Here is a 22,473-nt window from a genome sequence, read left to right on the forward strand (position 1 = left end):
GGACACCCACTTTGTTCAGCAGTCTCCTAGCGGCCGTCGTCAGCCGGCAGATCCCGGGCCCGGGGAATCGAGAGCAGCGAGAATCTCGGTCCCCCGGGCCCGGGTCTCGTCGGTGAGGAGGTCCGGGACCCGCGCCAGAGTCAGCGCGGCATCGGCGACCCGTGCCGGCGTGTCGGCCGGTATCGGCGACCGCGTCCGTCGCCGGTAGGTGATGACGTTCTCCACCAGTCCGACGAGCATCGCCACGTCGACGTCGGTCGCGGGCTCCCCCGTCGTGCGTTCGAGCAACACCCGGTATGCCTCGTGCAGTGAGTCGCGGACGTCGTGGAACTCGCTGAACTGGTCGCCGTCGAGAGCCGGTTCGAAGTACAGCACACCCAGGTTCTGCGGATCCTCGTGCAGCAGTCCCGCATCGGCATACGCCAGGGCCCACAACAGCACATGACCCGGGGCGTCGCTCGCGAGCAGTTGGTCGGCGATCCGGTGGGACGGGAGCACCGTGCCGAGCACCAGCCGGAGCAGGATCTCGTCCTTGGATCCGAACCAGTGGTAGACGCTGGCCTGCTGCAGTCCCGCGCCCTCGGCGATGGCCCGGGTGCTGGTCCTGCCGAAGCCCTTGGTGACGAACAGTTCCCCCGCGGCGTGCAGGATGTCCTGCTCGCTTCCGAGTCCGGTCGGCGACCCGGGGGTGCGGCGCGGCCGTCCACGAGTGCTGGTCACCTGGCAGAGGCTATCAACCGCCGACCGACGACCGGGCAGTGCTCGCCGCCGCCGGCCGAGCGGACCGGACGAGGTCAGCCCGAGACCACCTGCCGACGCCTGAACCCCACCAGTCCTGCGACCCCGAGCGCGCCGGCAATCACGAGGACCAGCAGGAACGGCGCCGGGGCGAACTCCTCCACCGGGACCGCGGCGAGATGATGCAAGGGCGAGAGCGACCGGAGCCACCCGGGGAAGTCCAGCAGATCGGCGAAGTTAGCCACCAGGAACATCAGCGCGACCACCGCCCAGCCGACGGGCGCCGTCAAGCGGGGAAGCCACCCGTAGAGCACCGCGCAGACCCCCAGCACCAGCAGGACCGCCGGGCTGGCGCCGAGGTGCGAGCCGATCACCCCGCCGACGAGCGAGGTGTCTCCGGTGACCACGGCGGCCGCGGTCGCCGTGCCCACCCCGGTGGCCGCCAGGATGAGCACTGCGCCGCAGGCCACCACGGCGAGGTGGGCGCCCACCCACGAGGCCCGGCTGACGGGCGTGGCCAGGATCAGGTCGGCGCGGCCCCTGCCCTCCTCGTCCCGGAGGGACTGCGTCGCGTACACCACGTACGCGGCGGCGAGGACGGCGATGAACGTCCCGAGGAAGGACACGTACCCGTCGACCAGGCCCCGGGCGCCGAACATGTCCTGCATCGCCTGCGGCATGTCCCCGCTCGCACTGAGCATGGCGTCGGTGAACGCGCCGTTGACCGTCCCCAGGACCACGATAGCCGCGCCCCACCCGAGAAGGGCGCCGCGCTGGAGTCGGGCGGCCAGGCCCACCGGCCGTCCGAGCGACCGGCCGGCGTGGGCGGGCCCGGGGCGGGGGGCGAGGAGACTCGCCCCGAAGTCGCGTCGTGACTGCAGGACGTAGGCGGCGGCCGAACCGACCACGGCGACGACGACGAGGGGCAGCAGCGGCCACCAGCGGTCGTACACGTAGGGAGCCGTCTGGGCGGGCCACCCCAGGGGCGAGGCCCAGGACAGTGCAGAGCCTCCGACGGCCGCCATGTCGCCGAGGGCTCGGAGGAGGAAGGAGACCCCGAGCACCAGCCCGGCCATCCCCGCCGCCGCCCGCGAGTACGCGCTGAGCTGCGCGGTCACCGCCGCTATTCCGGCGAACGCCATCCCCGTGAGCGCGGTGCCCAGCCCGATGAGGACCGAGCCGAGCGGGGCGTATCCCATAGCGATCGACAGGCCCGCGACCACGGCGAATGCGAGGGCGTTGGTGATCGCGGCGACGATCAGGGTGGCGGTCAGGGCGGAGTGTCGGCCGGTGACGTTGGCGCGGACCAGCTCGGCGCGGCCGGTCTGCTCCTCGACGCGGGTGTGCCGGGTGACCAGCATGATGTTCATGAGCGCGGCCAGGAGGAACAGGTACGGGGCGTAGCCGGCGGCGAAGAACCGCTCGAAGGTGGGGGCGTCCATGCCGAAGGCCGGGCCGGTGAACATCCGGCCCACCGGCTGGGTGAACAGGGGCACCACCGCGGCCAGGTCGTCGTCCGTGGGCGCCAGCTGCGGGAGGGCCGCGCCGATGTACACCACGAACAGCCCCAGGCCGCCGACCCAGGCCGGGAGCTTGATCCGGTCCCGGCGCAGGAAGAACCGGGCGAGCGTGCCGGTGCCGACCAGCGGGGACCCGGACCCCGCGGAGCGCGAGGACTCCCGGGTGGCGGTGGACGTGGCGGTCATCGCGCAGCCCCCCGCGCCTCGGGGCCGGGTCCAGCTCCGGCCGCATCGCCGTAGTGGCGCATGAGCAGTTGCTCCAGCGTCGGCGGATGGGCGACCAGCGAGCGGACTCCCAGTGGGGCGAGTACACGGACGGCCTCGTCGACACTGTCCCCGTCGACCCGGAAGCGGACCTCGTCGTCGTCGATCTCCACGTCGTGTACACCCTCGACCCGCCGCAGCGCGTCCGCCGGTCGGCCAGTTCGGGCGACCATCGTCGTGCGGGTCATGTGGCGCAGCTCCTCCAGGCTCCCGGTCTCGACCGTGCGGCCCTGCCGCACGATCGAGATGCGGTCCGCCAGCACCTCGACCTGCGCGAGGATGTGGCTGGAGAGCAGGACCGTGCGGCCGGCGGCCTTGACCTCGCCGATCGCCTCCTGGAACTCGACCTCCATGAGGGGGTCCAGCCCCGCGGTGGGTTCGTCGAGCAGGAGCAGCTCCACCTCCGAGGTCAGGGCGGAGATCAGCGCCACCTTCTGCCGGTTGCCCTTGGAGTAGGTGCGGGCCTTCTTGGTGGGGTCCAGGTCGAAACGCTCGCACAGCGCGTCGCGACGACGCCTGTCGAGCGGGCCACGCAGCCGGGCGAGCAGGTCGATCGCCTCTCCGCCGGTGAGCGTGGGCCACAGTTCCACGTCCCCGGGCACGTACGCGAGCCGGCGGTGGAGCTCGACGGCGTCGGCCCACGGGTCTCCGTCGAGCAGGCGGACGGTGCCGGCGTCCGCGCGGAGCAGGCCCAGCAGGACGCGCATGGTGGTGGATTTGCCGGCGCCGTTGGGGCCGAGGAAGCCGTGTACCTCGCCCCGGGCCACCTCGAGGTCCAGCCCGTCGAGGGCACGCGTGGTGCCGAGCGTCTTGACCAGTCCTCTCGCCGAGATCACGTGGGCGTCCATCATGTTCACCGTTCCTTCCGGGGGTTGTCCGGGGCGTCAGGCCTGTCAGGGGTGTCGAAGGCGTCCGCGAACCCGTCGGCCGCGCCCGGTTCGAGCAGGCCCTGGCTGAACATCTCCACGACCGGGAGCATGTAGGGCGCGAGACTCTCCGGCGGGGCGCTGGTGTCGAGGAAGTCCACGCCGAGCAGCCGGTTCATGTGTTCGTGCAGGACCAGAGCGCCCAGTGACCAGAGCGTCAGCACGACGACTCGCTCGCGCGGATGGGCGCTGGGCGTGATGAGGCCCGCCTCGACGGCGGCGGCGGTGTACGCCTCGGCGTCGTCGACCATCTCGTCGATGAGCTGCGCGAGGTGATCGCCGCCCTCCGAGAGGGTGCGGGCCAGGTAGCGCAGCAGCGGGCGACTGTCCTCGATCTGCCGCAGCGACTGGAGCGGGTCCAGCTGCGGACCTTGCCCCATCGCGGATTCCTTGCCCTGCCGCACCAGCCGCACCACGTGCTCGTCGCAGGCCCGGTGCAGTCGGTCCTTGCTCCCGAAGTGGTGGAGGATCAGCGCCTGGGAGACCCCCGCCTCGGCGGCGATGGCCTTGAGGCTCGTGCCCTTGACGCCGTGCACACCGAACTTGGAGATCGCCGCGTCGAGGATGCGGTCGGCCCCGCTGCGGGCCGGGTCGTCGTCGGGCATGTGGGCCGCCTCTCGTTGCTGACTGACTGTTCAGTCAGCGTAGGACGGGCGGCGTGGGGCGTCAACACGCGATGATCATCGCGCCGGGCCGATGGGCCCCGGCTCGGCCGCGGGCGCGCCTTCGACGACGGCCTACCGGGAAGGCCGGATCCGGTCCCAGCCCGCCGTCTCCTCCGCCGCGCGATGCGTCTGCTCGAGGAATCGCAGGAGCATGGCGTCGGGATCCGGCGCCTACCGCACGAGGTGGTACGGCAGGACGTACTCGCCCAGCTCCGAGTGCCAGTACGCGGGGCCCTCGACCGCCGGATGGGTGTCGTATCCCTCGGGGTGGGGATAGGCGTACGCGTAGAAGATCCCCTCCTCCGCGCCGCCCGGCCAGTACCCCGCGCTCGACACCTCGTCGCTGTAGGCCTCGTGCATGACCCGGTCCGGACAATTCGGGACGCCGCCGGGGTGTTCGGGGGCGGTGCGTCCGGAGAACCGGGTGACGGCCAGGTCGAACGCACCCCAGAAGAAGTGGACGGGCGAGGACTTCCCACGGAACCCGCCGCGAAACCTCGAGAGGACTGCGTGCGCGCTGACCAGCGACCTCCAGAAACGGGCCACGGCGTCGGCGTCATACGACCCGTGCGTGGCGTCCTCGGCGAACGGGATCACCTCCGGGAGTTCGACTGGGGTCCCGACGATCGGCACATCGAACCCGAGATCACCCAGGTGGCCGGTGTACTCGGCGTAGAAGTCGGCGACGCTCCGCGGTCCGAGCGCCATCCGGCGGGTGCTGCCGTCGGTGACGAGGAACAACAGTTCGTGGCTGACGAAGTCGAAGCGGATCTCCAGGCCACGGTGCTCGGCCACCATGAGGGAAGTGGTGAGCCCCCGCGCGTCCACGTACAGCGGGACACCCCACCAGTGGTTGATGTCCGGGCCGAGGGCCATGCGCGTCTTCCCGACGATCTGGGTCCACAGGTGGAGTGTGTCGCGGGTGTCGGACCACGAGTCCAGGGGCAGGGCCGGCCAGGGGTCGTCGCGCGTCTCCATCGACTCATGGTCCCCGATCCGGGGGCCGGAGGACAGCCCCGATTCATGGGCGGCGGGCGGGAGCGATGCCGTCAGCGCGGGGTCACAGGACCTCGACCAACTCACGGAGGGCACGGCGCGCGCTCGCCGCGTCGATGGGCGCCGGGGTGGCCGTCAACTGTGCGGCCAGCCCGTCGAGCGCGGCATGCAGTGCGGTCACCCGTGCCTCGAGGGCGGGATCCGACAGCTCGGGGATCGTCGCGGTCGAGGCGACCACGCGGTGCCCGTCATCCGGGTCCGCTACGAACGGCGGGACGGGAGTTCCGTGAAGGTGACCGATCACCCTGCGGCACTGGTGGCGCGCTCCCGCCCACCCGGCCTCGCGCCACCGATCCAGCGCGACCGGAAAGGACGCGGAGCCGGCGACAGCCGACCATAGGAACCACTCGACGCGGCGAGGTTCGTCGAGGGGGAGAAGCTCTTCCAGCAGCGCACACGCGGCGACCCGTGCACCCTCCGCGGTGGTGGCGTCATCCAGGGCACGAATCAGGGGCACGAGCCGGCGCGCAGCCGTCGCGGTGACGTCGGCCATCACGTGTTCCAGCAGTGACTCCTGGGTGGGAAAGAAGTGCCTCACAGCCCCGGCGGACATCTCCGACTCCGTCGCGACACCACGCACCGACGCGGCCTGGAGGCCCCCTCGGGCGATCAACCGCAACGCAGCCTCGACGATGTCGCGTTGCCGCAGCCGCCCTTTCACGCTTCGTGCCATCCACCCTCCCCGCGTCAGAACCCGGCCTGGCCACCGCCGATGGTGGACGCCCCCGGTCTTGATATCCCCGACCCGACCACCGTAGTCTCACAAAAACCGACACACCCGTATTGGAAAGTGGGACGTATGCGCCGTTCGGTCCAGCTCTCACTGGTTGCCGCCCTGACCCTCCTGTCGACACCGGTGACCGCCGACGCCCGATCCGAGAGCGACTCCCTACACGACCGCATCGAGCACATCGCGCACGAGGTCGTGGGCGGGTCGACCGCCGGCATGGCGGTCTCCGTGGTGGACGGGTCGCGGATCGAACTCCTACGAGCCTGGGGCCACGCGGACGACGATGGCGAACGTCCACTCGGACCGGACTCGCGTCTCCCCGTCGCCTCGGTCTCCAAAGTCGTCACCTCCCTGACCGCACTCACGCTGCACGAGGAGGGCACCCTGGACCTCGACGCACCGATCGAGCGATCGAGCGGGGTCCGATTGCGGGACGAACGGGCCACCGTTGACCGGACACCCCTGACGGGGCGGCACCTCCTGACGCACCACGGAGGCCTCGCCGAGTCGACCCTGATGCCCCCGTCCGTCGACGACGGCGACCTCGATCGCCCCCTGTCCGACTGGCTCGAGCGCCACCCGCCCGTCCCGGGCCACCCCGCGATCGGGATGCACTACTCGCCCCTCGTCGGCTACGCCCTGCTCGGTGCGGCGATCGAGAACGCTACCGGAACGGACTTCGACCACGCGGCCCGCCGCGCAGTGCTGGATCCGGTCGGCGCCGACTCCGCGACCTTCGAGGAGTCGACGGATCCGGACGATGCCGTGATCGTCGCGGCGACCGACGGCGGATTCGAGGCCACGCCGTGGCCCCGGGTCCCGGAGACCCCCTCGGCCTCACTCCGGTGGTCGGCACGGGACTCCGCCGCCCTTCTCTCGGCGCTGACTGTCCGGGACGGTGCACTCCCCGAGCGGGTCGTCGAGGAGGCTCGCACGACCAGCGTCAGGCCGCATCACGGCGGCGGCGGTCACACCCAGGTGTTTTTCGAGGACCACCGCCGGGGTGTCAGGGTGCTCGAACACCCCGGGGCCAACGGGGTGGCCTGGCTCGCGATCGTTCCTGAGGCCGACGTAGGTGTGTTCGTCGCCGTCACCTCCCACGAGACCGCCGCGATGGAGGCGACCGACGCGGTCGTCGACGCGGTCGTCGACTGGACGATCGACGCCGGACGTGCGCAACCGGCGCCCGCTGCGCCCGCGCCGGCGATCATCCCCGGATGGCTGCCGTCGAGCCGGCCGGCGATCCCGACAGGCACCTTCCAGGAACGCCTCTTCACAGGCCACGGACCGGAGAAGGCGCTGCGCAGCCTGCTGGGGCAGGTCCGAGTGACAGCCGACGGGCACGACCTCCTCATGAAGGGTCGGCGGCTCTCACCCGAGGGCGAAGGGCGGTGGTGCGACCAGGCGGGCTGCGTGGCGGGGCGGATCAGCGACTCCGGCATCACGGTGCTCGAACGTGGGGATCGCGGCATGCTCGAGCAGACGCTCACCCCCGCGTCGACATGGGACGATCAACGGACCATCGTGGCCGCGTTGGCCGCCTGGGGACTGGTCGTCCTCACCATCGCGATCCGGGCGGTCTGGCGGCTCGTCCGGGGCATCCGCGGACGCGCACAAGGCCACTCGCTGGCACCGGGCATTGCGGTCAGCTGGGCCGCCTCCACCACGGCCACCCTGGTCGCCGTGGTCATGGTCCCCCTCGGCCCGCTCCTATGGGGCTCATCCTCCGCCGCGACGCCCCATGCGGCCGCACTGTGGTCGCTGACCGCATTGGCAACGACCACCGTCGCGCTCGCCCTCGCATGGGTCATCACCTCCGTCCGCCGATGGCGGACGGTCTCCACACGCCACGTAGTCGCCGCCGGAATGTGCGCCGCCCTGGCCCTGCCGATGCAGATCTACCTGGTGGACTGGGGCGTCACCCTGCCAGGGTGAGCCCGGTGCCGTTGAACGGCGTCGTGGTTGCCACAGCGGGCGCTGCAGTAGCGCCGCCCACCGTTCCGGCTGGTGTCGACGAACACCTCGGGGCACCCCGTGCGGAGGCAGGCCCCCAGACGGCCGCCCTCCGACTCGACCGCGAAGATCGCCAGACCCCCGGCGGTGATGGCCCTGACGCGCTCCACCACGTCGTCGCCGTCGGCCGCGAAATGCAGGTGGGGCTTGTGACCGTCGTGAGTACTGAGGGTCGGCCGCGAAGCCGCCGACTCCAACAACTCGTTGATCGCGGCGCACGTGCTGTCCACATCCGGGGCCGAGAACGGCACTCTCAGTCGAGACGCCCACTCCCTCAGTCGTTGTGACCCTGCCTCGTCGAGATCGGGCCTGCGAACGTTGTGGGCGCGGAGCACCGCGACGGCCGCGCCGGAGTCCCACGACCGCCCGGCGAGAGAGGCCAGCTCCGCCGCGAGCGTCGGGCCGACCATATTGCCATGGTTGAACTGCACTGACCCATTGCACCACAGTCAGCGCATGACCACAGCAACCCGTTCCACGAGGATCCCCGACCACCACGCCCCGGCCACGCCACCCGCGGCCCCGGAGGCCCACCACCACCGGTGGGTTCACCGCTCCGCCCACCGCACCAGCGAGGGCACGGTGACCTACGAGTCCTGTCACTGCGGGGCGCATCGTGTCGTGCGCGCCGGCATGCCGGTCGCCCGGGTGGCCGGTACGCCGCCCACCCGGGCGACCGGCACATGAGGTCCTCGGCCTACAGCGCGGGCGCGGGCGCCGAGCTGAGGAAACGCTCAGGTAGGCTCCGGCCCAGTCGGTTCGGTCCCGCCTTCTTTCCCGGATAGCTCGGGGAGCAGGCAGGGCCGATGCAAAAGGGAATCCGGTGTGAATCCGGAACTGTCCCGCAACGGTGAGAGACCCCAGCGCCCGTGTTCATCACGTGTCATCTGGTCCTCGAGTCCGATACCTGCCGACGCAGGGGCGCACACGGCGCTCCTGTCATGACGGCCGAGGAGCCTCTACAGATGAATACGAACAGACGTCGACCGCGCGTGTCTCGTGACAAGGTGGTCGCCCTGCTGGCAATGCTCGGACTGGTGGTCAGCACCGCATGTTCGGCGCCGGAACAACCCGCCGAGAACCCGCAGGACCAGACCATCACGGTGGTCGACGACGCCGGGCGGACCGTCGAGTTCGACGGCCCGATCGAGTCAGCCGTGGTGGCGAACCGCTACAACAGCGAGCTGATCCGGGCGATGGGCGACATCGACAAGGTGATCGCCGTGGACGGCAACACCGCCCAGGACCGCGTCTACTGGAGCCAGTTCGACCCGGACAACGTGATCGGCAAGGGCCAGAGCGAACTCAACGTCGAGAAGATCATCGAGCTCGACCCCGAAGTGTTGATCCTGCCGCGCAACGGCAACGTCGACGAGTACGCCACCGCCCTCGAACCCGTCGGGATCAAGGTGCTCACCGTGACCGGCTGGGACAACGGCGATTTCGCCTCGCAACTCGAGATCCTCGGCAGCGCCTTCGGCAACGAGGCAGGAGCAGAGAAGGTCACCGAGTTCTTCGAGTCGACCAAGGCAGACATCGCCGACCGCGTGGGTGGGATCGAGCCGAAGAAGACCGTGTACTGGGAGTACGGAGACCCCTACACCACCGCGGTCCCCGAGACGTCCAACGACGGCTGGCACCAGATGATCGTGGCCGCGGGCGGGGTCAACATGTTCGGCGACCCCACCCTCGAGGGCGACACTGTCGACCCGGAGCAGATCCTGCGCACCGACCCCGATCTGATCCTCAAGACCACCTCGGGCGGGGCCCTCAAGAACACCGGCGTCTACACTCCCCCGGCCGACGGCGAGTTCGCCTCGATCGGCCAGGAGATGGTCGCGCGTCCAGGCTGGTCGGAGTTGACGGCGGTCCGCGAGGGCAACGTCCACATGATCACCGGATTCGCCGGGGGCGGACTCGGCAAGATCGTCGGCGCGGTTTATCTGGCCAAGTGGCTCTACCCGGAGCAGATGCAGGACATCGACCCCGACGAGGTCTTCTCCGAATGGCTGGGGCTCCAGGGCATGGAGCTGCCCGAAGGCCACGTCTACACCGTCCCGGCCGTACGGTGAACTGACGATCCGTGGTGGGTCGAGCCTCCGGCGAGGATCGCCGGGTCATCCTCAGGACCCGTCGCACACGACGGATGATCCTGGCTGCCGCGGCGGCGATCATGGTGGCGCTCGCCTGGGCGGGCGTGGTCAACGGCGTGACCGACATCAGCTCGGTCAGGTTGCTGGCCACGCTCCTGCCCGGCGGCGACCGGTGGGCCACCCCCCTGACGTGGAACGAATGGGTGGCGGTGGTGCAGCTCCGCCTGCCGCGGATCGCCATGGCCGTCGTGGCCGGCATCGGGCTCGCGGTGGCCGGTGCGGGCATGCAGATCATCACCGGGAATCCCATGGCCAGCCCCTTCACCACCGGGATCTCCAACGCCGCGGCGTTCGGCGCCTCGGTCGCGATTCTCACGGGCCTGTCGATCGTCGGCTCCCGCACCCTGGGCACGATGGTCGCCGCGTTCATCGGCGCGGTCCTGTGCTCGCTTCTGGTCTTCTCCATCGCGTCGGTCACGCGGATGGGTCCCACCGCGATCATCCTGGCCGGGATCGCCCTGAGCTACCTGTTCTCGGCTCTGGCGGCGGGCCTGCAGTACGTCGCGGACGAACAGCAGCTGTCGTCGATCATCCACTGGACGTTCGGGGACCTCGGCCGGGCGACCTGGTCCCAGATCGCGATCGCCGCCGTCGTCGTGGCCCTGGCCTGCCTGCACGCCCGCGCCAACACCGGCAACTACCAGCGATTCGCGGCGGGAGATGAGGTGGCGCGCTCCCTGGGCGTGTCGGTGACGCGGTTGCGACTGGAGACCGGACTGTCGATCACCCTGGTCGCGGCCACCGTGATCAGCGTGACCGGGGTCATCGGGTTCATCGGCCTCGTGGCTCCGCACATCGCATCCATGCTGGTCGGCGCGGACGAACGCTACCGCCTGCCCCTCACCGCGATCACCGGGGCGAGCATCATCCTGGCGGCGGACCTGGTGGGGCGCCTGACCCTGAGCCCGATCATCGTCCCGGTGGGGATCGTGGTCTCCCTCATCGGGGTGCCGGTGTTCCTGTGGCTGATCCTGCGCGAGGGCCGGTGGTCTCGGTGACCGACGACTCGAGATCCACGACGGGCCTCCGGGTGCGTGGCCTGTCGGCTGCACACCGCCGCCGCGGCTCGGCCGTGATCACCGGCATCGACGTGGACGTGGCCCCCGGGGACATCGTCGGTGTTCTGGGCCCCAACGGCTGCGGCAAGTCCACCCTGCTCAAATCCGTGTGCGGTGTGATCTCGCCCCGGTCGGGCACCATCGTGGCCGACGGAACCGACCTGGCGCGGGTTCGCCCGCGCCGCCGCGCGCAGATCCTGGGGTACGTCCCACAGCACGACGACGGGGTGGGCCGGGCGCTCACCGTGGCCGAGTCGATGAGTCTGGCCCTGGACCGGCGACGCCTCGGCGACGAGGCGACACTCGACATCGTCCTCCACACCGCCGAGCGGTTGGGGCTCGCGGGCATGGCGTCCCGGCGCGCCTTCGAGCTCAGTGGCGGTCAGCAGCAGCGCGTGCTGATCGGCCGCACCCTTGCCGCGCGAACGCCGTACCTCCTGCTCGACGAGCCGGTCAGCGCACTCGACCTGCGCTACCAGCTGGAGATCATGGAAATCGTGCGCGACCTGGCCCACACCGACGGCGTGGGCGTGTTGATCGTCCTCCACGACCTCAACCTGGCGGCCGCGTTCTGCGACCGCCTGCTCGTCCTCGATCAGGGGCGCGTGCATTCGCACGGGCGACCGGCCGACCTCATCACCACCGAATTCGTCGAGACCCTGTACGGCCCCGTGGCCGATGTGGTCGAGCTCAACGGCGCCAGGTACGTGGTGCCGACGAAGAGAAGGAAGTCCGAGACATGACCGACATCACCGCGCTCCTCACAGCTGTAGACGCGCTCGGTCCGCCCTTTCGAGTCGCCAGCACCGCCTGGGGCGACACAGCGGCCGGCAGTACAGCGGCGGGCGAGCATCTCTTCCACGGCTCGCAGCTGTGCGACCCGGGATCCGGGGAGGCCCGCAGGATGGTGGAACTCCACGCCCGATCCCGTGGGATGGTGACGGGACGTCACGCCGCGTCGTTGGTCTTCCAGCGCTACTGCCACCGTGTCTGCGGGGTCGCCGTCGCCGCGTGGGCGATCCACGGCGTGGCACTCGACCTCCACGCGGCGGGGGTCTCGGTCCGGTTCACCGACGGGTCACCCGACCTGCTGATCCTTCACTCGCCGCGGGCCCTGGACGACGCGACCCCCGAGCAGGTCCTCTCCGCCACCGTCGACGGGCACCTTCGTCCGCTCGCCCGGGCGATAAGCGCCGAGACGGGGCCAGGGATGGGAAACCTCATCGGGAACATCGCCGCCGGCTTCGCCGGGGGGTTCCGCGCACTCGTGGACCGAACCGGCACCGGACTGACGACCGACCAGGTCCGCGAGCGTGCCGAAACCCTGCTGTCCGCCCGGCCCGAAATGGACCGGGGAGGCGACTTCAGGGTGCTCCACGGTGCCGCCGGATCACGTCTGTTCTACGACCGCAAGTCCTGTTGCCACTGGTACGCCGCCCCCGACGGTCGGTTCTGCTCGTGGTGCTCGCGGCTCAGCCACGACGAACGGACGCAGCGCTTCTCCGAAGCGCTGGCGGGCGGGTGACCCCGCGGGCCTACCGCGCGTGAGGCACGGCGTCCCCGATCACGCCACTCAGGTAGAGGTCGAGATCGAACGCTCCTTGACCTTGAACCAGATCGAGAAGTCCTCGGCGGCCTGGCGCACGACGTCATAACCCCCTCCGCCGGTCAGATCATTGAAGCTGTCCCGCACGCCGTGGACTCCGGTGGACCGGGTCTCGGTGGGGATGCCGAAACCCATCTTCCAGTCGGCGAAGCTGCGTTCGGACGTGGATTCCGTCAACAGCACCCGGACACGGCTGTGCCGGTCGTCGGCGGCGATCTGCGTCATCAACCTGTCGATCTCCGCCGGCGGACCTTCGAGGAACTGGATGAAGCAGTTGTTCCTGAACAGGAGGACGCCGGTGATCCCGGCCGCCCGATTGCGCTCCCGGGAGGTGAACAGGATGGACTCCAGATCTGCCGGCGTCATCTTCCGCACCGGTGTACTCGTGTACACCAGGTACTTCAATTCGCCGATCTCAGGTGACGCGTGCGCCTCAGTGTCCACCGTCATTGGGCTCCCCCTTGATCGAATCGGAGAGGTACAGATTGTTGAGGCTGCCCATCGCGCTCTCCAGGGATGTGAATTCACCTCGCGGCCTCGACGTGCTGTCGAAGCAGGTGAAAGAACCGTCCGGATCGTGGTTGATGTACCCCACGAAGTTCCCCCGGAAACTACCGACGAAGAAGCGGTCCTCCACCTCCGACCACCGGATCTCTCGTACGTCTTCGTCTCCGTCGATTGCCGAAGTCAACCGATATCCCTCCACCTCTCCACGACGTCACACCCGATCGGGACGTCTGACCACGCCGATGACACCTACTGCCATCACGCACGTGGACCAGCGAGAGAGGACACGCGCCGCTGCGGCAGCACCGAGCACCATCATGGCGCACCCGCACGACCCTCGCCACCGCGGTCAGACCTCCTCCGGCCGCGTGATGGTCCGGCCCAGCCGGTCTGACACCGCGGCCCCCCACGGGGTGGCGAGCCTGGCGGCGGCGAGAAGTGCCTCGTCCCGCAACACCTGGTGGGCCGGGCCGCGGGTGAGGGCTCCGCCGGAGAGCACCACCGCCTCCTCCGCCCAGGCCCACGCGAGGTCCACGTCGTGCGTGGCCATGAGGATCGCTGTCCCGCCGCCACGCAGAGCCTCCAGCGCCTCGAGCAGCTCGGCGCCGGAGTACGGGTCGAGGCCGGCCGTCGGTTCGTCGAGGAGCAGGACGCGGGGACGCATCGCGAGCGCACCGGCCAAGGCCACCTTCTTGCGCTGGCCGAAAGACAGGTGATGGGGAACGCGGTCCGCGAGGTCGGCGATCGCCAGCGCTTCCAGCGCCCCGTCGACCCGCCGGGCGACCTCGTCCCGATCGAGCCCCAGGTTCACCGGGCCGAAGGAGACGTCGGCCCGCACGGTCGTCGCGAAGATCTGGTCATCGGGTTCCTGGAGCACCATCTGCACCGATTGCCGCAGGCGGGTGCGGTCGGCCCGGCGATCCCTCACCTTCTCCCCGTCGAGCTGTAACTCCCCGACCTCTAGGCGGTTCAGGCCCACGAGCAGCCGCAGCAGGGTGGTCTTTCCGCTGCCGTTTCCTCCGAGGAGGGCCATCGTCGCCCCGGCCGGAATCATCAGATCGACGCCGTCGAGGACGGTCTGAGAACGGGCACCGGAGGGGTCCACACGCCGATAGGAGAACCGCGCGCCGCGGAGCGAGAGAACGCTCACGCCGTCACCCCGCTCACGTCAGTACCCCAACCGTCGCCACGGACACCAGGACCAGACAGATGACGACGACGTGGACGGCCGAGACCGGGGCCGCCGCGGCGAGCACTGCCGTCTGGCCTCGCTCGGCGCGCAGGGACATGGCGTCGTCGATCGCCCGGGCCCGCCTGACCGCGAGGACGAAGACCGAGGCGAACTGCGTCCCGAGTGACAGGATCGCGGCCCGGCTGGTGCGATGCCCGAGTCTGAGGTCGTGGGAGTGCCGCAGGGTGCGCGCGGAGTCGATGAGCACGCCGATGAGTCGGTAGGTGGTGTCGACGAGGTGCGCCAGCGGGGCGGGCAACCCGGCCCTGCGGCCGGCGGCCAGGAGGTCGGCGACGGGAGTGGTGCACGCCAGGGTGATGGTGGCGGCCGTCGCGGCGATCGCTCTGCTCACCGTCCGCCACGCGGTGTCCACCCCGGCCGGATCCACCACGAGGCGCCAGTTCACGAGATCCAGGACGAGCGGGCCGGCCCCCACGGCCAGGAACGCGACGGGGGCGAGGAGCGCGGCGAGATAGAGGCGCACGGGGACGCGGGCGAGGGCCAGCGCGCACAGGCAACAGACGGCCAGGATCACCAGGTGGCCCACTGGTGGCGGCACGAGCAGTGCCGCCACCAGCAGGCCGCCGAAGAGCAGGAGCTTCTCGGCTACGGGGAGGTTCGTCCAGCGGTTGTGGGACGCCGCGAGTTCGAGCGGGTTCACCTGGTTCCCGGTCTGTCAGTGCCCGGTCGGTCCCGCGGCCGTCGCCGGCGCCTGGGTGGCACCCGTCGCGGCCTCGCGGCGCTGCCTGGTCCGCGTGCGGAGTACGCCCAGGCCGTAGCCCACGATCCCGCCGCCGATCCCCGCCTGCAGGGCGAACACCCCGGATTCGACCTCTCCCGGCAACTCGGGCAGGAGCGGCTCGAACCACGGTTCGTAGTCGGGGGAGACCATGCCGATGGTCCCCTCCGCCTGTCCGTCGGCGCCCTCGAACTCGCCGCCCGCCCGGGCGCCGTAGACCAGCGAGAACACCGCGATCGCGACCGCCACGGCGAGCAGTCCCACCAACACCCATGCGTTGACGTGCGTCTTCCTGTTCATCGCACCGACTCCGTGGTCTCGACCGAGGCGGGGTTGTCGTCGGCGCCCGTGGGCGGCTCCACCCCGGCCAGCCGCGCCCTCCGGAAGAAGCCCACCAGATCGAGTTCACGGGAGGCGATGCGCAGCAGAACGCTGACGATCACCACGACGATGAGGGCTTCGACGATCGCCAGCGGGATCTGGGTGATCGCGAAGACGGCGAGGAACTCGGACATCGAGTACCACACTCCGTGCTCGGCGCTCGGGAACGCCAGCGCGAGCTGGGCGCTGGTCACCAGGTAGGTCACCAGGTCGGCGAGGAACGCGGCCACGAACACCGCACCGAGCAGTGGCACCGCGACGCGTCGGCACAGGACGAACGCGCCGTAGGCGACCCACGGCCCGGCGACCCCCATGGAGAACACGTTCGCGCCGAGCGTGGTGAGGCCGCCGTGTGCGAGTAGCAGCGCCTGGAAGATCAGCACGACGGTCGCGATGAACGCCATGACCGGGGGCCGGAAGATGATCGTCCCCAACCCGGTCCCGGTGGGGTGCGAGCTGGACCCCGTCACCGAGGGGAGCTTGATGGCCGACATCACGAACGTGAACGCGCCGACCACGCCGAGCAGGACGCCTGCTTCCGGTGTCCGGCGGACGGTCTTGATGACCTCGCGCGCACCGTGGATCACGAACGGTGCCGCGACGGCCGTCCATGCCACAGCGTGCACCGAGGGGAGGAAACCCTCTGCGATATGCATCTACCTGAGACCTTTCTGCCCGTCACCTCGCGGGCACTCGTGGTGGCAGCCACGGCCGGTCTCCTGGCTCACGGGTTCCCCCGGCCCACCCCAGAAGGGATGGACCGGATCGCCGCCGGTCCGCCTTCCCACCCACACAACGAGTGCGAGCAGTGACATAAAGGACCTGCGACATCATCCGTTCACAGTGGCGAGGGCCGCCCCGGTCTCACACCGGGTTCCCGAGCACCGCAGCTGAGCAGATCCTAGCCCCCTCCCGGCTGCCGGCTCAGTAGCGCACCGACCGGGCGTCCGAGACCAGGCACATGCCGCCGACGGAGCGGAGGAGGGGCCGCAGGGCCTCGAGTACCTCGTCGATCCGATCGGGATCGACCGCCACGAGCACAAAGGTGTTGTCGAAGGTGGAGAAGGGGTCGCCGCCCCGCTCCCCGTGCTGGCCCCGCCCGTAAATCCCCGGGATCACGGTGCGATGGGTGAGCCCCAGGGAATCCAGCGCACCGAGGAACCGTCCGGCGACCCCGGATTCGACCACCAGTTCAATCCGTTTGACGTCTCGCATCAGATCTCCTCGCCTCAGGCGCCCAGGTACTGGGCAGCGGTGTAGTAGAGCGGAATGCCGAGGACGATGTTGAACGGGAATGTCACGGCAAGGGCCATTGTGAAGTACCTGGACGGTCGGGCCTCGGGGATCGCGTAGCGCACGACCGCCGGCACCACGATGTAGGACCCGCTCGCGGCGAGCACGGCGAGCATCGTCAGGTCGCCGACCGGCAGCCCGGCCAGCGCGCCCAGTGCCAGCGCCATCGACGCTCCGACCAGGGGCATCACGATGCCGAACCCGATCAGGAACGGGCCCACGTCGCGGACCTCGCGGAGTTGACGGGCGACGAGCAGGCCCATCTCCAGGAGGAAGAAGGCCAAGAGCCCCTTGAACATGTCGTTGACGAAAGGGGACATGGCCTCGCCGGCGTCGGCCCCCACCATGGTGCCGATCACGAGCGACCCGATCAGCAGGAGGTGCGCGCCGTCGGTGAACGCCTCGTGCAGGATCGCCCGCATCGACAGGGGCGCGGCCGTCACGGTGCCGGAGGCGCCGGACCCCGCGTCGCCCACCATCTGGGCGGAACGCTGGCGTGACCGTGCCCAGGTGGCGAGGAGTACCGCCATGATGATCGCCGGCGATTCCATCAGGACCAGGGCGACCGTCATGTACCCACCGGGCTCCTCCCCCCGGGCGGTCACGAACTGGGTGGCGGCGATGAAGGTCACCGCGCTGACGGACCCGTAGGTCGCGGCGATGGCGGCCGCATCGAACTCGTTCACCCTGTGCCGCAGGACCAGGAAACCCAGCGCGGGGATCACGAGGGCCAGGAGCAGAGCGATGCCGATCACCGCCGCGGCGCGACCGGTCAGTCCGGTCTCCCGCAGCGCCTGCCCGCCCTTGAAGCCGATCGCCATGAGCAGGTACAGCGACAGGAACTTGGTGACGGGGGCCGGGATCTCCAGATTGGAGCGCACGGTGGCGACGAACAGCCCCAGGAAGAAGAAGAGGATCGGCGGGTCCGTGAGGCTTCCGAGAATGCTGAGGTCCACTGCGTTTCTCCTGATCAGTCCGGAGCCCGGCCGCCGCGACACGAGACGACCGGAACCCCGTGGTGGCGCGCGATCCGCTGCCCCGGCGTAGTAACGGGAAAAACAATACACGATTTGTATTGCCTGTTTTATAACAGGCTAAATCTGTGTCGTGTTTCACGGGTGCCACGTCCACATGCGTACCGGGATTCACGTCAGGCAAAATGGCATTCGGAGACCGTCGGTGATGGGCAGACGTGGATGGGGTGGCGCAGTGGCGGAGTGGACGTTTCTCACCAATCACGCCCACGTCCTGCTGTGTATCGCGCAGGATTCCGAGACGCGGCTGCGCGACATCGCCGACGCGGTCGGGATCACCGAGCGCGCCACCCAGCGGATCGTGGCCGAGCTGGAGGAGGCCGGGTACCTCCAGCGCATCCGGGACGGGCGGCGAAACCGCTACAGCTTGAACCGGGACCTGCCGCTGCGCCATCCGCTCGAACGGGACCACATGGTCGGGGAGATCCTCAGCGTGCTGGGGGCCCCGCACACGGGTGCACGCGGGCAGGACACATGACCTGCCGCCGCGGCGCCGGTTGGACTACTCGGGCAGACTGGCCGGATGTTACTGACGATCACCGCCCGCCGTTCCGAGGCGCTCACCACGCCAGGTGATCTGGGTTTCCTGCTGCACAAGCATCCCGACAAGGTGCAGTCGTTCGGTGTCTACGCAGGCACGGCGCACGTGTTCTATCCGGAGGTCAGCGCGCAGGCGTGTACTGCCGCGGTCCTCCTGGAGGTGGATCCGATCGCGCTCGTGCGGCGGCGCTCCGGGCGCGGCGACGCCTTCGCACTGGGCCACTACGTCAACGATCGCCCCTACGTGGCGTCGTCGCTGCTGGCGGTGGCGATGGGAAAGGTGTTCCGTTCGGCGCTCAACGGCCAGTGTGCCGGGTTCGACGACCTTGTCGAGGCGCCCCTGGATCTGACGATCTCGCTTCCGGCGGTGCCCGGTGAGCCCGACCTGGTGCGACGGTTGTTCACGCCACTGGGTTGGGAGGTCCGGGCCGAGCCGATCGCGTTCGACACCACCCGCCCGGAGTGGGGCGCAGTTCCGCTGGTGAGCCTGACTCTTGCCGGGTCGGTGCGCCTGAAAGACGCGCTCAGCCACCTCTACGTCCTGCTCCCCGTCCTCGATGAATCCAAGCACTACTGGGTGGGCCGAGACGAGGTCGACAAGCTGTTACGGGCCGGTGACCGGTGGTTGCCCGGGCATCCGGAGCGCGATCTGGTGGCCCACCGCTACCTGGCCGGTCAGCGTGACCTACGCGAGGATGCTCTGTCCCGTCTCGCAGAACTGGACGACCGCACCGCAGAGGCCACTTCCGCCTCCGCCGCCCCCGACGCCGCTGCATCAGACGCTGCCGCACCGGACGCTGCCGTCTCCCCTCGACCGCTGGTCAGGCTGCGCCACGAGGCCGTCCTGGATGTGGTCCGTGATCTGGGGCCGGCGACGATCGCCGACGTGGGATGCGGTTCAGGCGCCCTCCTGGGCGGCCTGCTCAAAGTCCAGGGTGTGGCACGCGTGATCGGCACGGAGGTCTCGGACCTCGCCCTGTCCACGGCGGCCACGCGGCTGAACGTGGAGTCGATGACCGAGCGTCAGGCCGACCGCCTGTCCCTCCTGCGTTCCTCGTTGATGTACGAGGACGAGCGTCTGGCCGGTCTCGACATGGCGATCCTGATGGAGGTGATCGAGCACGTCGACCTCGACCGGTTGCCTGCGCTCGTACGCAACGTGTTCGGCGCCATGCATCCGCGGTACGTGGTGATCACCACACCCAACGCGGAGTACAACGTGCACTACCCGGCGCTGGCCGCCGGGGGATTCCGGCACCCGGATCACCGCTTCGAGTGGACCCGCGCGCAGTTCCGGTCCTGGGCCCACTCCGTCGCCGACGCCCACGGCTACCAGGTGGAGTGTCGTCCCGTGGGCGACGACGACCCGCAGACCGGACCGCCGACGCAGATGGCCGTGTTCAGTCTGTCCGCCCCGATGGAGGAGTCCGCATGAGTGAGCTGTCCATCCCGGAGTTGTCCCTGGTTCTGCTCGTCGGTGCCAGCGGTTCCGGCAAAACGACCTTCGCGGCGGCGCACTTCGCCCCGACGGAGGTGATCTCCAGCGACGAGTGCCGGGCGATGGTCAGCGATGACCCCAACGCCCAGGACGCCACCGCGGACGCGTTCTCCGTGGTGGAGTTCATCGCCGGCAAGCGACTGGCACGGGGGTTGTTGACCGTGATCGACGCGACCAATGTGCAGCTGGCAGCCCGCAAGTCCCTGCTGGCGTTGGCCAAGGAACACGACGTGCTGGCCGTCGCCATCGTCCTGGACCTGCCGACCTCGGTGGCCGTCGAGCGCAATGCCGCCCGCGCGGATCGCGACTTTGGCGCCCGGGTGATCAAGCGCCAGCAGGACCAGCTGCGCCGGTCGCTGCGCGGGCTCAAGAAGGAGGGCTTTCGCTCCATCCACGTGTTGGACTCGGAGCAGGCGGTGGCCGAGGCGACGATCGTGCGGACCCGGTTGTTCAACGATCGCCGCGACGACCACGGGCCGTTCGATGTGATCGGCGATGTCCACGGCTGCCGCCTCGAACTGGAGGATCTGCTCGAGCAACTCGGCTACACCCTCGCGAGGGACCAGGCCGGTCGCGCGGTGGATGCGCGCCACCCTGAGTCGCGGCGCGTGGTGTTCGTGGGTGACCTGGTCGACCGCGGTCCCGACTCGCCGGGCGTCCTCCGATTGGCGATGGGCATGGTCGAGTCCGGCAACGCCCTGTGCGTTTCGGGAAACCACGAGGCCAAGCTCGCCAAGGCCCTGGGGCGGGGGACGGTCAGGGCCACCCATTGTCTGCAACAGACGCTCGATCAGCTGGCGATGCAGGACGACTCGTTCGTCGCCCGGACGCGAGCGTTCTGTGACGGTCTCGTCGCGCACTACGTCCTGGACGACGGGAACCTTGTCGTGGCACACGCCGGCCTGAAGGAGAAATACCACGGCCGCGCGTCCGGGCGGGTGCGGGCGTTCGCCCTGTACGGAGACACCAGCGGCGAGACCGACGAGTTCGGCCTGCCCGTCCGGTACCCGTGGGCCGAGGACTACCGAGGGTCGGCGACGGTGCTGTACGGGCACACCCCCGTCACCGAGACCGAGTGGGTCAACAACACGATGTGCCTGGACACAGGGTGCGTGTTCGGCGGGTCGCTGACCGCGCTGCGCTACCCGGAGCGCGAGACCGTGTCGGTTCCCGCCCGGGACACCTACTACGAGCCGATCCGGCCCCCGGCGCCGCCCGAGCGGGATCCCGCGACGCTGAAGCTGACCGACGTGCTCGGGCCCAGAGTCATCGAGACCCAGTACATGGGACGGGTGTCGATGCGTGACGAGAACGCGGCCGGGGCCCTGGAGGTGATGAGCCGCTTCGCCGTCGACCCCGGACAGCTCTTCTACCTCCCACCGACCATGTCGCCCGTCGACAGCTCCCCACGCGACGACCTCCTCGAACACCCTGATCAGGCGTTCGACTACTTCGCCGCGCACGACGTCGACCGGGTGATCTGCCAGGAGAAACACATGGGGTCCCGCGCGGTCGTACGCGTGACACAGCAGGGCGACGGGGTGATCCATTCCCGGACCGGTCGCGCGTTCCTTCCGGGCGAGCAGCAGTCCATCGTCCTACAGCGCATCGCCCGCGCGGCCACGGTCGCCGGAGTGTAGAACGACCTGGGTGCCACCTGGCTACTGCTCGACACCGAGATCCTGCCGTGGACGCTCAAGGCCGAGCCGATGATCCGGGACCAGTACGCCGCCGTCGGTGCCGCTGCGGGAGCCGGCCTGCCCGTCGCTGTCCGCGCGCTCGAGTCAGCCGCCGACCGCGGCATCGACGTGGGACACCTGCTGGACCGGACCCGGACGCGGGCGGGCAATGCCGAACGATTCGTGGAGGCCTACCGGCGCTACATCCAGCCGGTCGAGGGCGACCTCGGTCTGCAGATCGCGCCGTTCCAGCTGGTGGCCAGTGACGCCGAAACCTACGAGAACCGCGACCATCACTGGCACCTGGACCTGGCGGACCGACTCGTCGCCGCCGACCCGGAGCTGTTCCGCACCACCCGTCGAGTCGACGTCGATCTCACCGACATGGGTTCGCGCGAGGCTGCGACGGCGTGGTGGGATGTTCTCACCTCCAACGGCGGTGAGGGCATGGTGGTCAAGCCTTTCGCCAACCTCACCCGGGCTAAGAAGGGGCTTGTCCAACCCGGGCTCAAGGTTCGCGGACGCGAGTACCTGCGCATCATCTACGGCGCGGACTACACCAGCCCGGAGACACTGGCCGGCGTGAAGAAACGCTCGCTCGGGCAGAAGCGCTCTATGGCGCTGCGGGAGTACGCGCTCGGCCTCGAAGGGGCGCGCCGGGCCGCAGCCGGTGAACCGATCTGGCGGATCCACCAGTGCGTCTTCGGCGTCCTGGCCATGGAGTCCGAACCCGTGGACCCCCGGTTGTGAGCGAACATGCAGGGACCCCCGATGAGTATGCGGCAGCACGTTCTCACTCGTCACTCCCTTCGTCGTCACGCCGCCGACGGGCGCCCGCAGGT

At 69.8% G+C, this 22,473-nt stretch carries 22 protein-coding genes, 2 pseudogenes and 2 riboswitches; of the genes and pseudogenes, 9 read left to right on the plus strand and 15 right to left on the minus strand.

Going from position 1 to position 22,473, the window contains the following annotated elements; translation table 11 throughout:
• Positions 1-39 precede the first annotated feature (39 nt).
• The 6 genes and pseudogenes from CEY15_RS15985 to CEY15_RS16005 all read right to left on the minus strand — a co-directional run bounded on the left by CEY15_RS15985 (position 40) and on the right by CEY15_RS16005 (position 5,842).
• A complete protein-coding gene (locus CEY15_RS15985) occupies positions 40-720 on the minus strand; it encodes a TetR/AcrR family transcriptional regulator (protein ID WP_176475153.1) in 681 nt (226 codons plus the stop codon).
• Between the two features lie 74 nt (positions 721-794).
• Entirely contained in the window at positions 795-2,444 is a 1,650-nt protein-coding gene (locus tag CEY15_RS18540; RefSeq protein ID WP_176475154.1) for an ABC transporter permease, read from the minus strand.
• A complete protein-coding gene (locus CEY15_RS15990) occupies positions 2,441-3,373 on the minus strand; it encodes an ABC transporter ATP-binding protein (protein ID WP_095719260.1) in 933 nt (310 codons plus the stop codon). Before CEY15_RS15990 ends, CEY15_RS18540 begins: the two co-directional genes overlap by 4 nt.
• A 2-nt stretch (positions 3,374-3,375) precedes the next feature.
• Positions 3,376-4,053: a TetR/AcrR family transcriptional regulator gene (locus CEY15_RS15995; RefSeq protein ID WP_095719261.1), complete on the minus strand. Its 678-nt coding sequence runs from the start codon at positions 4,051-4,053 to the stop codon at positions 3,376-3,378.
• A gap of 132 nt (positions 4,054-4,185) precedes the next feature.
• Positions 4,186-5,091, minus strand: a pseudogene (locus CEY15_RS16000) (DUF5996 family protein).
• Positions 5,092-5,173: 82 nt separating this feature from the next.
• Positions 5,174-5,842, minus strand: coding sequence for a TetR/AcrR family transcriptional regulator (locus tag CEY15_RS16005; protein WP_095719262.1), 669 nt, complete (start codon positions 5,840-5,842; stop codon positions 5,174-5,176).
• A gap of 126 nt (positions 5,843-5,968) precedes the next feature.
• Between CEY15_RS16005 and CEY15_RS16010 the strand changes: the two genes are divergently transcribed.
• A complete protein-coding gene (locus CEY15_RS16010; protein WP_176475155.1) occupies positions 5,969-7,834 on the plus strand; it encodes a serine hydrolase domain-containing protein in 1,866 nt (621 codons plus the stop codon).
• Here CEY15_RS16010 and CEY15_RS16015 read toward each other — a convergent pair.
• Positions 7,798-8,322 carry a CGNR zinc finger domain-containing protein gene (locus CEY15_RS16015; RefSeq protein WP_245847670.1) on the minus strand — a complete coding sequence of 175 codons (525 nt, stop codon included), beginning with the start codon at positions 8,320-8,322 and terminating at the stop codon, positions 7,798-7,800. The two genes, CEY15_RS16010 and CEY15_RS16015, sit on opposite strands and share 37 nt — an antisense overlap.
• Before the next feature lie 46 nt (positions 8,323-8,368).
• Here CEY15_RS16015 and CEY15_RS18230 point away from each other — a divergent pair, with 46 nt between their 5' ends.
• The 5 genes from CEY15_RS18230 to CEY15_RS16035 all read left to right on the plus strand — a co-directional run bounded on the left by CEY15_RS18230 (position 8,369) and on the right by CEY15_RS16035 (position 12,648).
• Positions 8,369-8,599 (plus strand): hypothetical protein, encoded by a 231-nt coding sequence (locus tag CEY15_RS18230; RefSeq protein WP_141244287.1) that lies wholly within the window; start codon positions 8,369-8,371, stop codon positions 8,597-8,599.
• Between the two features lie 56 nt (positions 8,600-8,655).
• Positions 8,656-8,841, plus strand: a riboswitch (cobalamin riboswitch).
• Between the two features lie 63 nt (positions 8,842-8,904).
• Complete coding sequence (locus tag CEY15_RS16020; RefSeq protein ID WP_095719265.1) at positions 8,905-9,984, plus strand: ABC transporter substrate-binding protein; 1,080 nt, start codon at positions 8,905-8,907, stop codon at positions 9,982-9,984.
• 74 nt (positions 9,985-10,058) lie between these two features.
• A complete protein-coding gene (locus CEY15_RS16025) occupies positions 10,059-11,063 on the plus strand; it encodes a FecCD family ABC transporter permease (RefSeq protein WP_245847671.1) in 1,005 nt (334 codons plus the stop codon).
• Positions 11,060-11,866: an ABC transporter ATP-binding protein gene (locus CEY15_RS16030; RefSeq protein WP_176475156.1), complete on the plus strand. Its 807-nt coding sequence runs from the start codon at positions 11,060-11,062 to the stop codon at positions 11,864-11,866. Before CEY15_RS16025 ends, CEY15_RS16030 begins: the two co-directional genes overlap by 4 nt.
• A complete protein-coding gene (locus tag CEY15_RS16035; RefSeq protein WP_017837587.1) occupies positions 11,863-12,648 on the plus strand; it encodes a ferric iron reductase in 786 nt (261 codons plus the stop codon). The genes CEY15_RS16030 and CEY15_RS16035 overlap by 4 nt, the downstream gene beginning before the upstream one ends.
• A 48-nt stretch (positions 12,649-12,696) precedes the next feature.
• Here CEY15_RS16035 and CEY15_RS16040 read toward each other — a convergent pair whose 3' ends face one another.
• From CEY15_RS16040 to CEY15_RS16075, 8 genes are all read right to left on the minus strand, one after another.
• Entirely contained in the window at positions 12,697-13,179 is a 483-nt protein-coding gene (locus tag CEY15_RS16040; protein ID WP_095719268.1) for a BLUF domain-containing protein, read from the minus strand.
• The gene (locus tag CEY15_RS16045) at positions 13,163-13,420 is read right to left on the minus strand and encodes a hypothetical protein (RefSeq protein WP_238556330.1); all 258 of its coding nucleotides are present in this window, start codon (positions 13,418-13,420) and stop codon (positions 13,163-13,165) included. Before CEY15_RS16045 ends, CEY15_RS16040 begins: the two co-directional genes overlap by 17 nt.
• Positions 13,421-13,585: 165 nt before the next feature.
• Positions 13,586-14,386 (minus strand): energy-coupling factor ABC transporter ATP-binding protein, encoded by an 801-nt coding sequence (locus CEY15_RS16050; protein WP_095719269.1) that lies wholly within the window; start codon positions 14,384-14,386, stop codon positions 13,586-13,588.
• Between the two features lie 13 nt (positions 14,387-14,399).
• Positions 14,400-15,128: a cobalt ECF transporter T component CbiQ gene (gene cbiQ / locus CEY15_RS16055; protein ID WP_095719270.1), complete on the minus strand. Its 729-nt coding sequence runs from the start codon at positions 15,126-15,128 to the stop codon at positions 14,400-14,402.
• 15 nt (positions 15,129-15,143) lie between these two features.
• Positions 15,144-15,506, minus strand: coding sequence for an energy-coupling factor ABC transporter substrate-binding protein (locus tag CEY15_RS16060; protein WP_017837592.1), 363 nt, complete (start codon positions 15,504-15,506; stop codon positions 15,144-15,146).
• Complete coding sequence (locus CEY15_RS16065; protein ID WP_095719271.1) at positions 15,503-16,243, minus strand: energy-coupling factor ABC transporter permease; 741 nt, start codon at positions 16,241-16,243, stop codon at positions 15,503-15,505. Before CEY15_RS16065 ends, CEY15_RS16060 begins: the two co-directional genes overlap by 4 nt.
• Before the next feature lie 36 nt (positions 16,244-16,279).
• Positions 16,280-16,491, minus strand: a riboswitch (cobalamin riboswitch).
• Between the two features lie 20 nt (positions 16,492-16,511).
• Positions 16,512-16,802: a P-II family nitrogen regulator gene (locus tag CEY15_RS16070; protein ID WP_095719272.1), complete on the minus strand. Its 291-nt coding sequence runs from the start codon at positions 16,800-16,802 to the stop codon at positions 16,512-16,514.
• 14 nt (positions 16,803-16,816) lie between these two features.
• Positions 16,817-17,836 (minus strand): sodium-dependent bicarbonate transport family permease, encoded by a 1,020-nt coding sequence (locus CEY15_RS16075; RefSeq protein ID WP_095719273.1) that lies wholly within the window; start codon positions 17,834-17,836, stop codon positions 16,817-16,819.
• Positions 17,837-18,062: 226 nt separating this feature from the next.
• Here CEY15_RS16075 and CEY15_RS16080 point away from each other — a divergent pair, with 226 nt between their 5' ends.
• From CEY15_RS16080 to CEY15_RS16090, 3 genes and pseudogenes are all read left to right on the plus strand, one after another.
• Complete coding sequence (locus CEY15_RS16080) at positions 18,063-18,392, plus strand: helix-turn-helix transcriptional regulator (RefSeq protein ID WP_095719274.1); 330 nt, start codon at positions 18,063-18,065, stop codon at positions 18,390-18,392.
• A gap of 45 nt (positions 18,393-18,437) precedes the next feature.
• Positions 18,438-19,889: a 3' terminal RNA ribose 2'-O-methyltransferase Hen1 gene (locus tag CEY15_RS16085; protein ID WP_095719275.1), complete on the plus strand. Its 1,452-nt coding sequence runs from the start codon at positions 18,438-18,440 to the stop codon at positions 19,887-19,889.
• Positions 19,886-22,381: pseudogene (locus tag CEY15_RS16090) on the plus strand (polynucleotide kinase-phosphatase). Before CEY15_RS16085 ends, CEY15_RS16090 begins: the two are co-directional and overlap by 4 nt.
• Positions 22,382-22,473: the final 92 nt, after the last annotated feature.

The sequence above is a fragment of the Dietzia natronolimnaea genome (genome assembly GCF_002289575.1).
GTDB lineage: Bacteria > Actinomycetota > Actinomycetes > Mycobacteriales > Mycobacteriaceae > Dietzia > Dietzia natronolimnaea_A.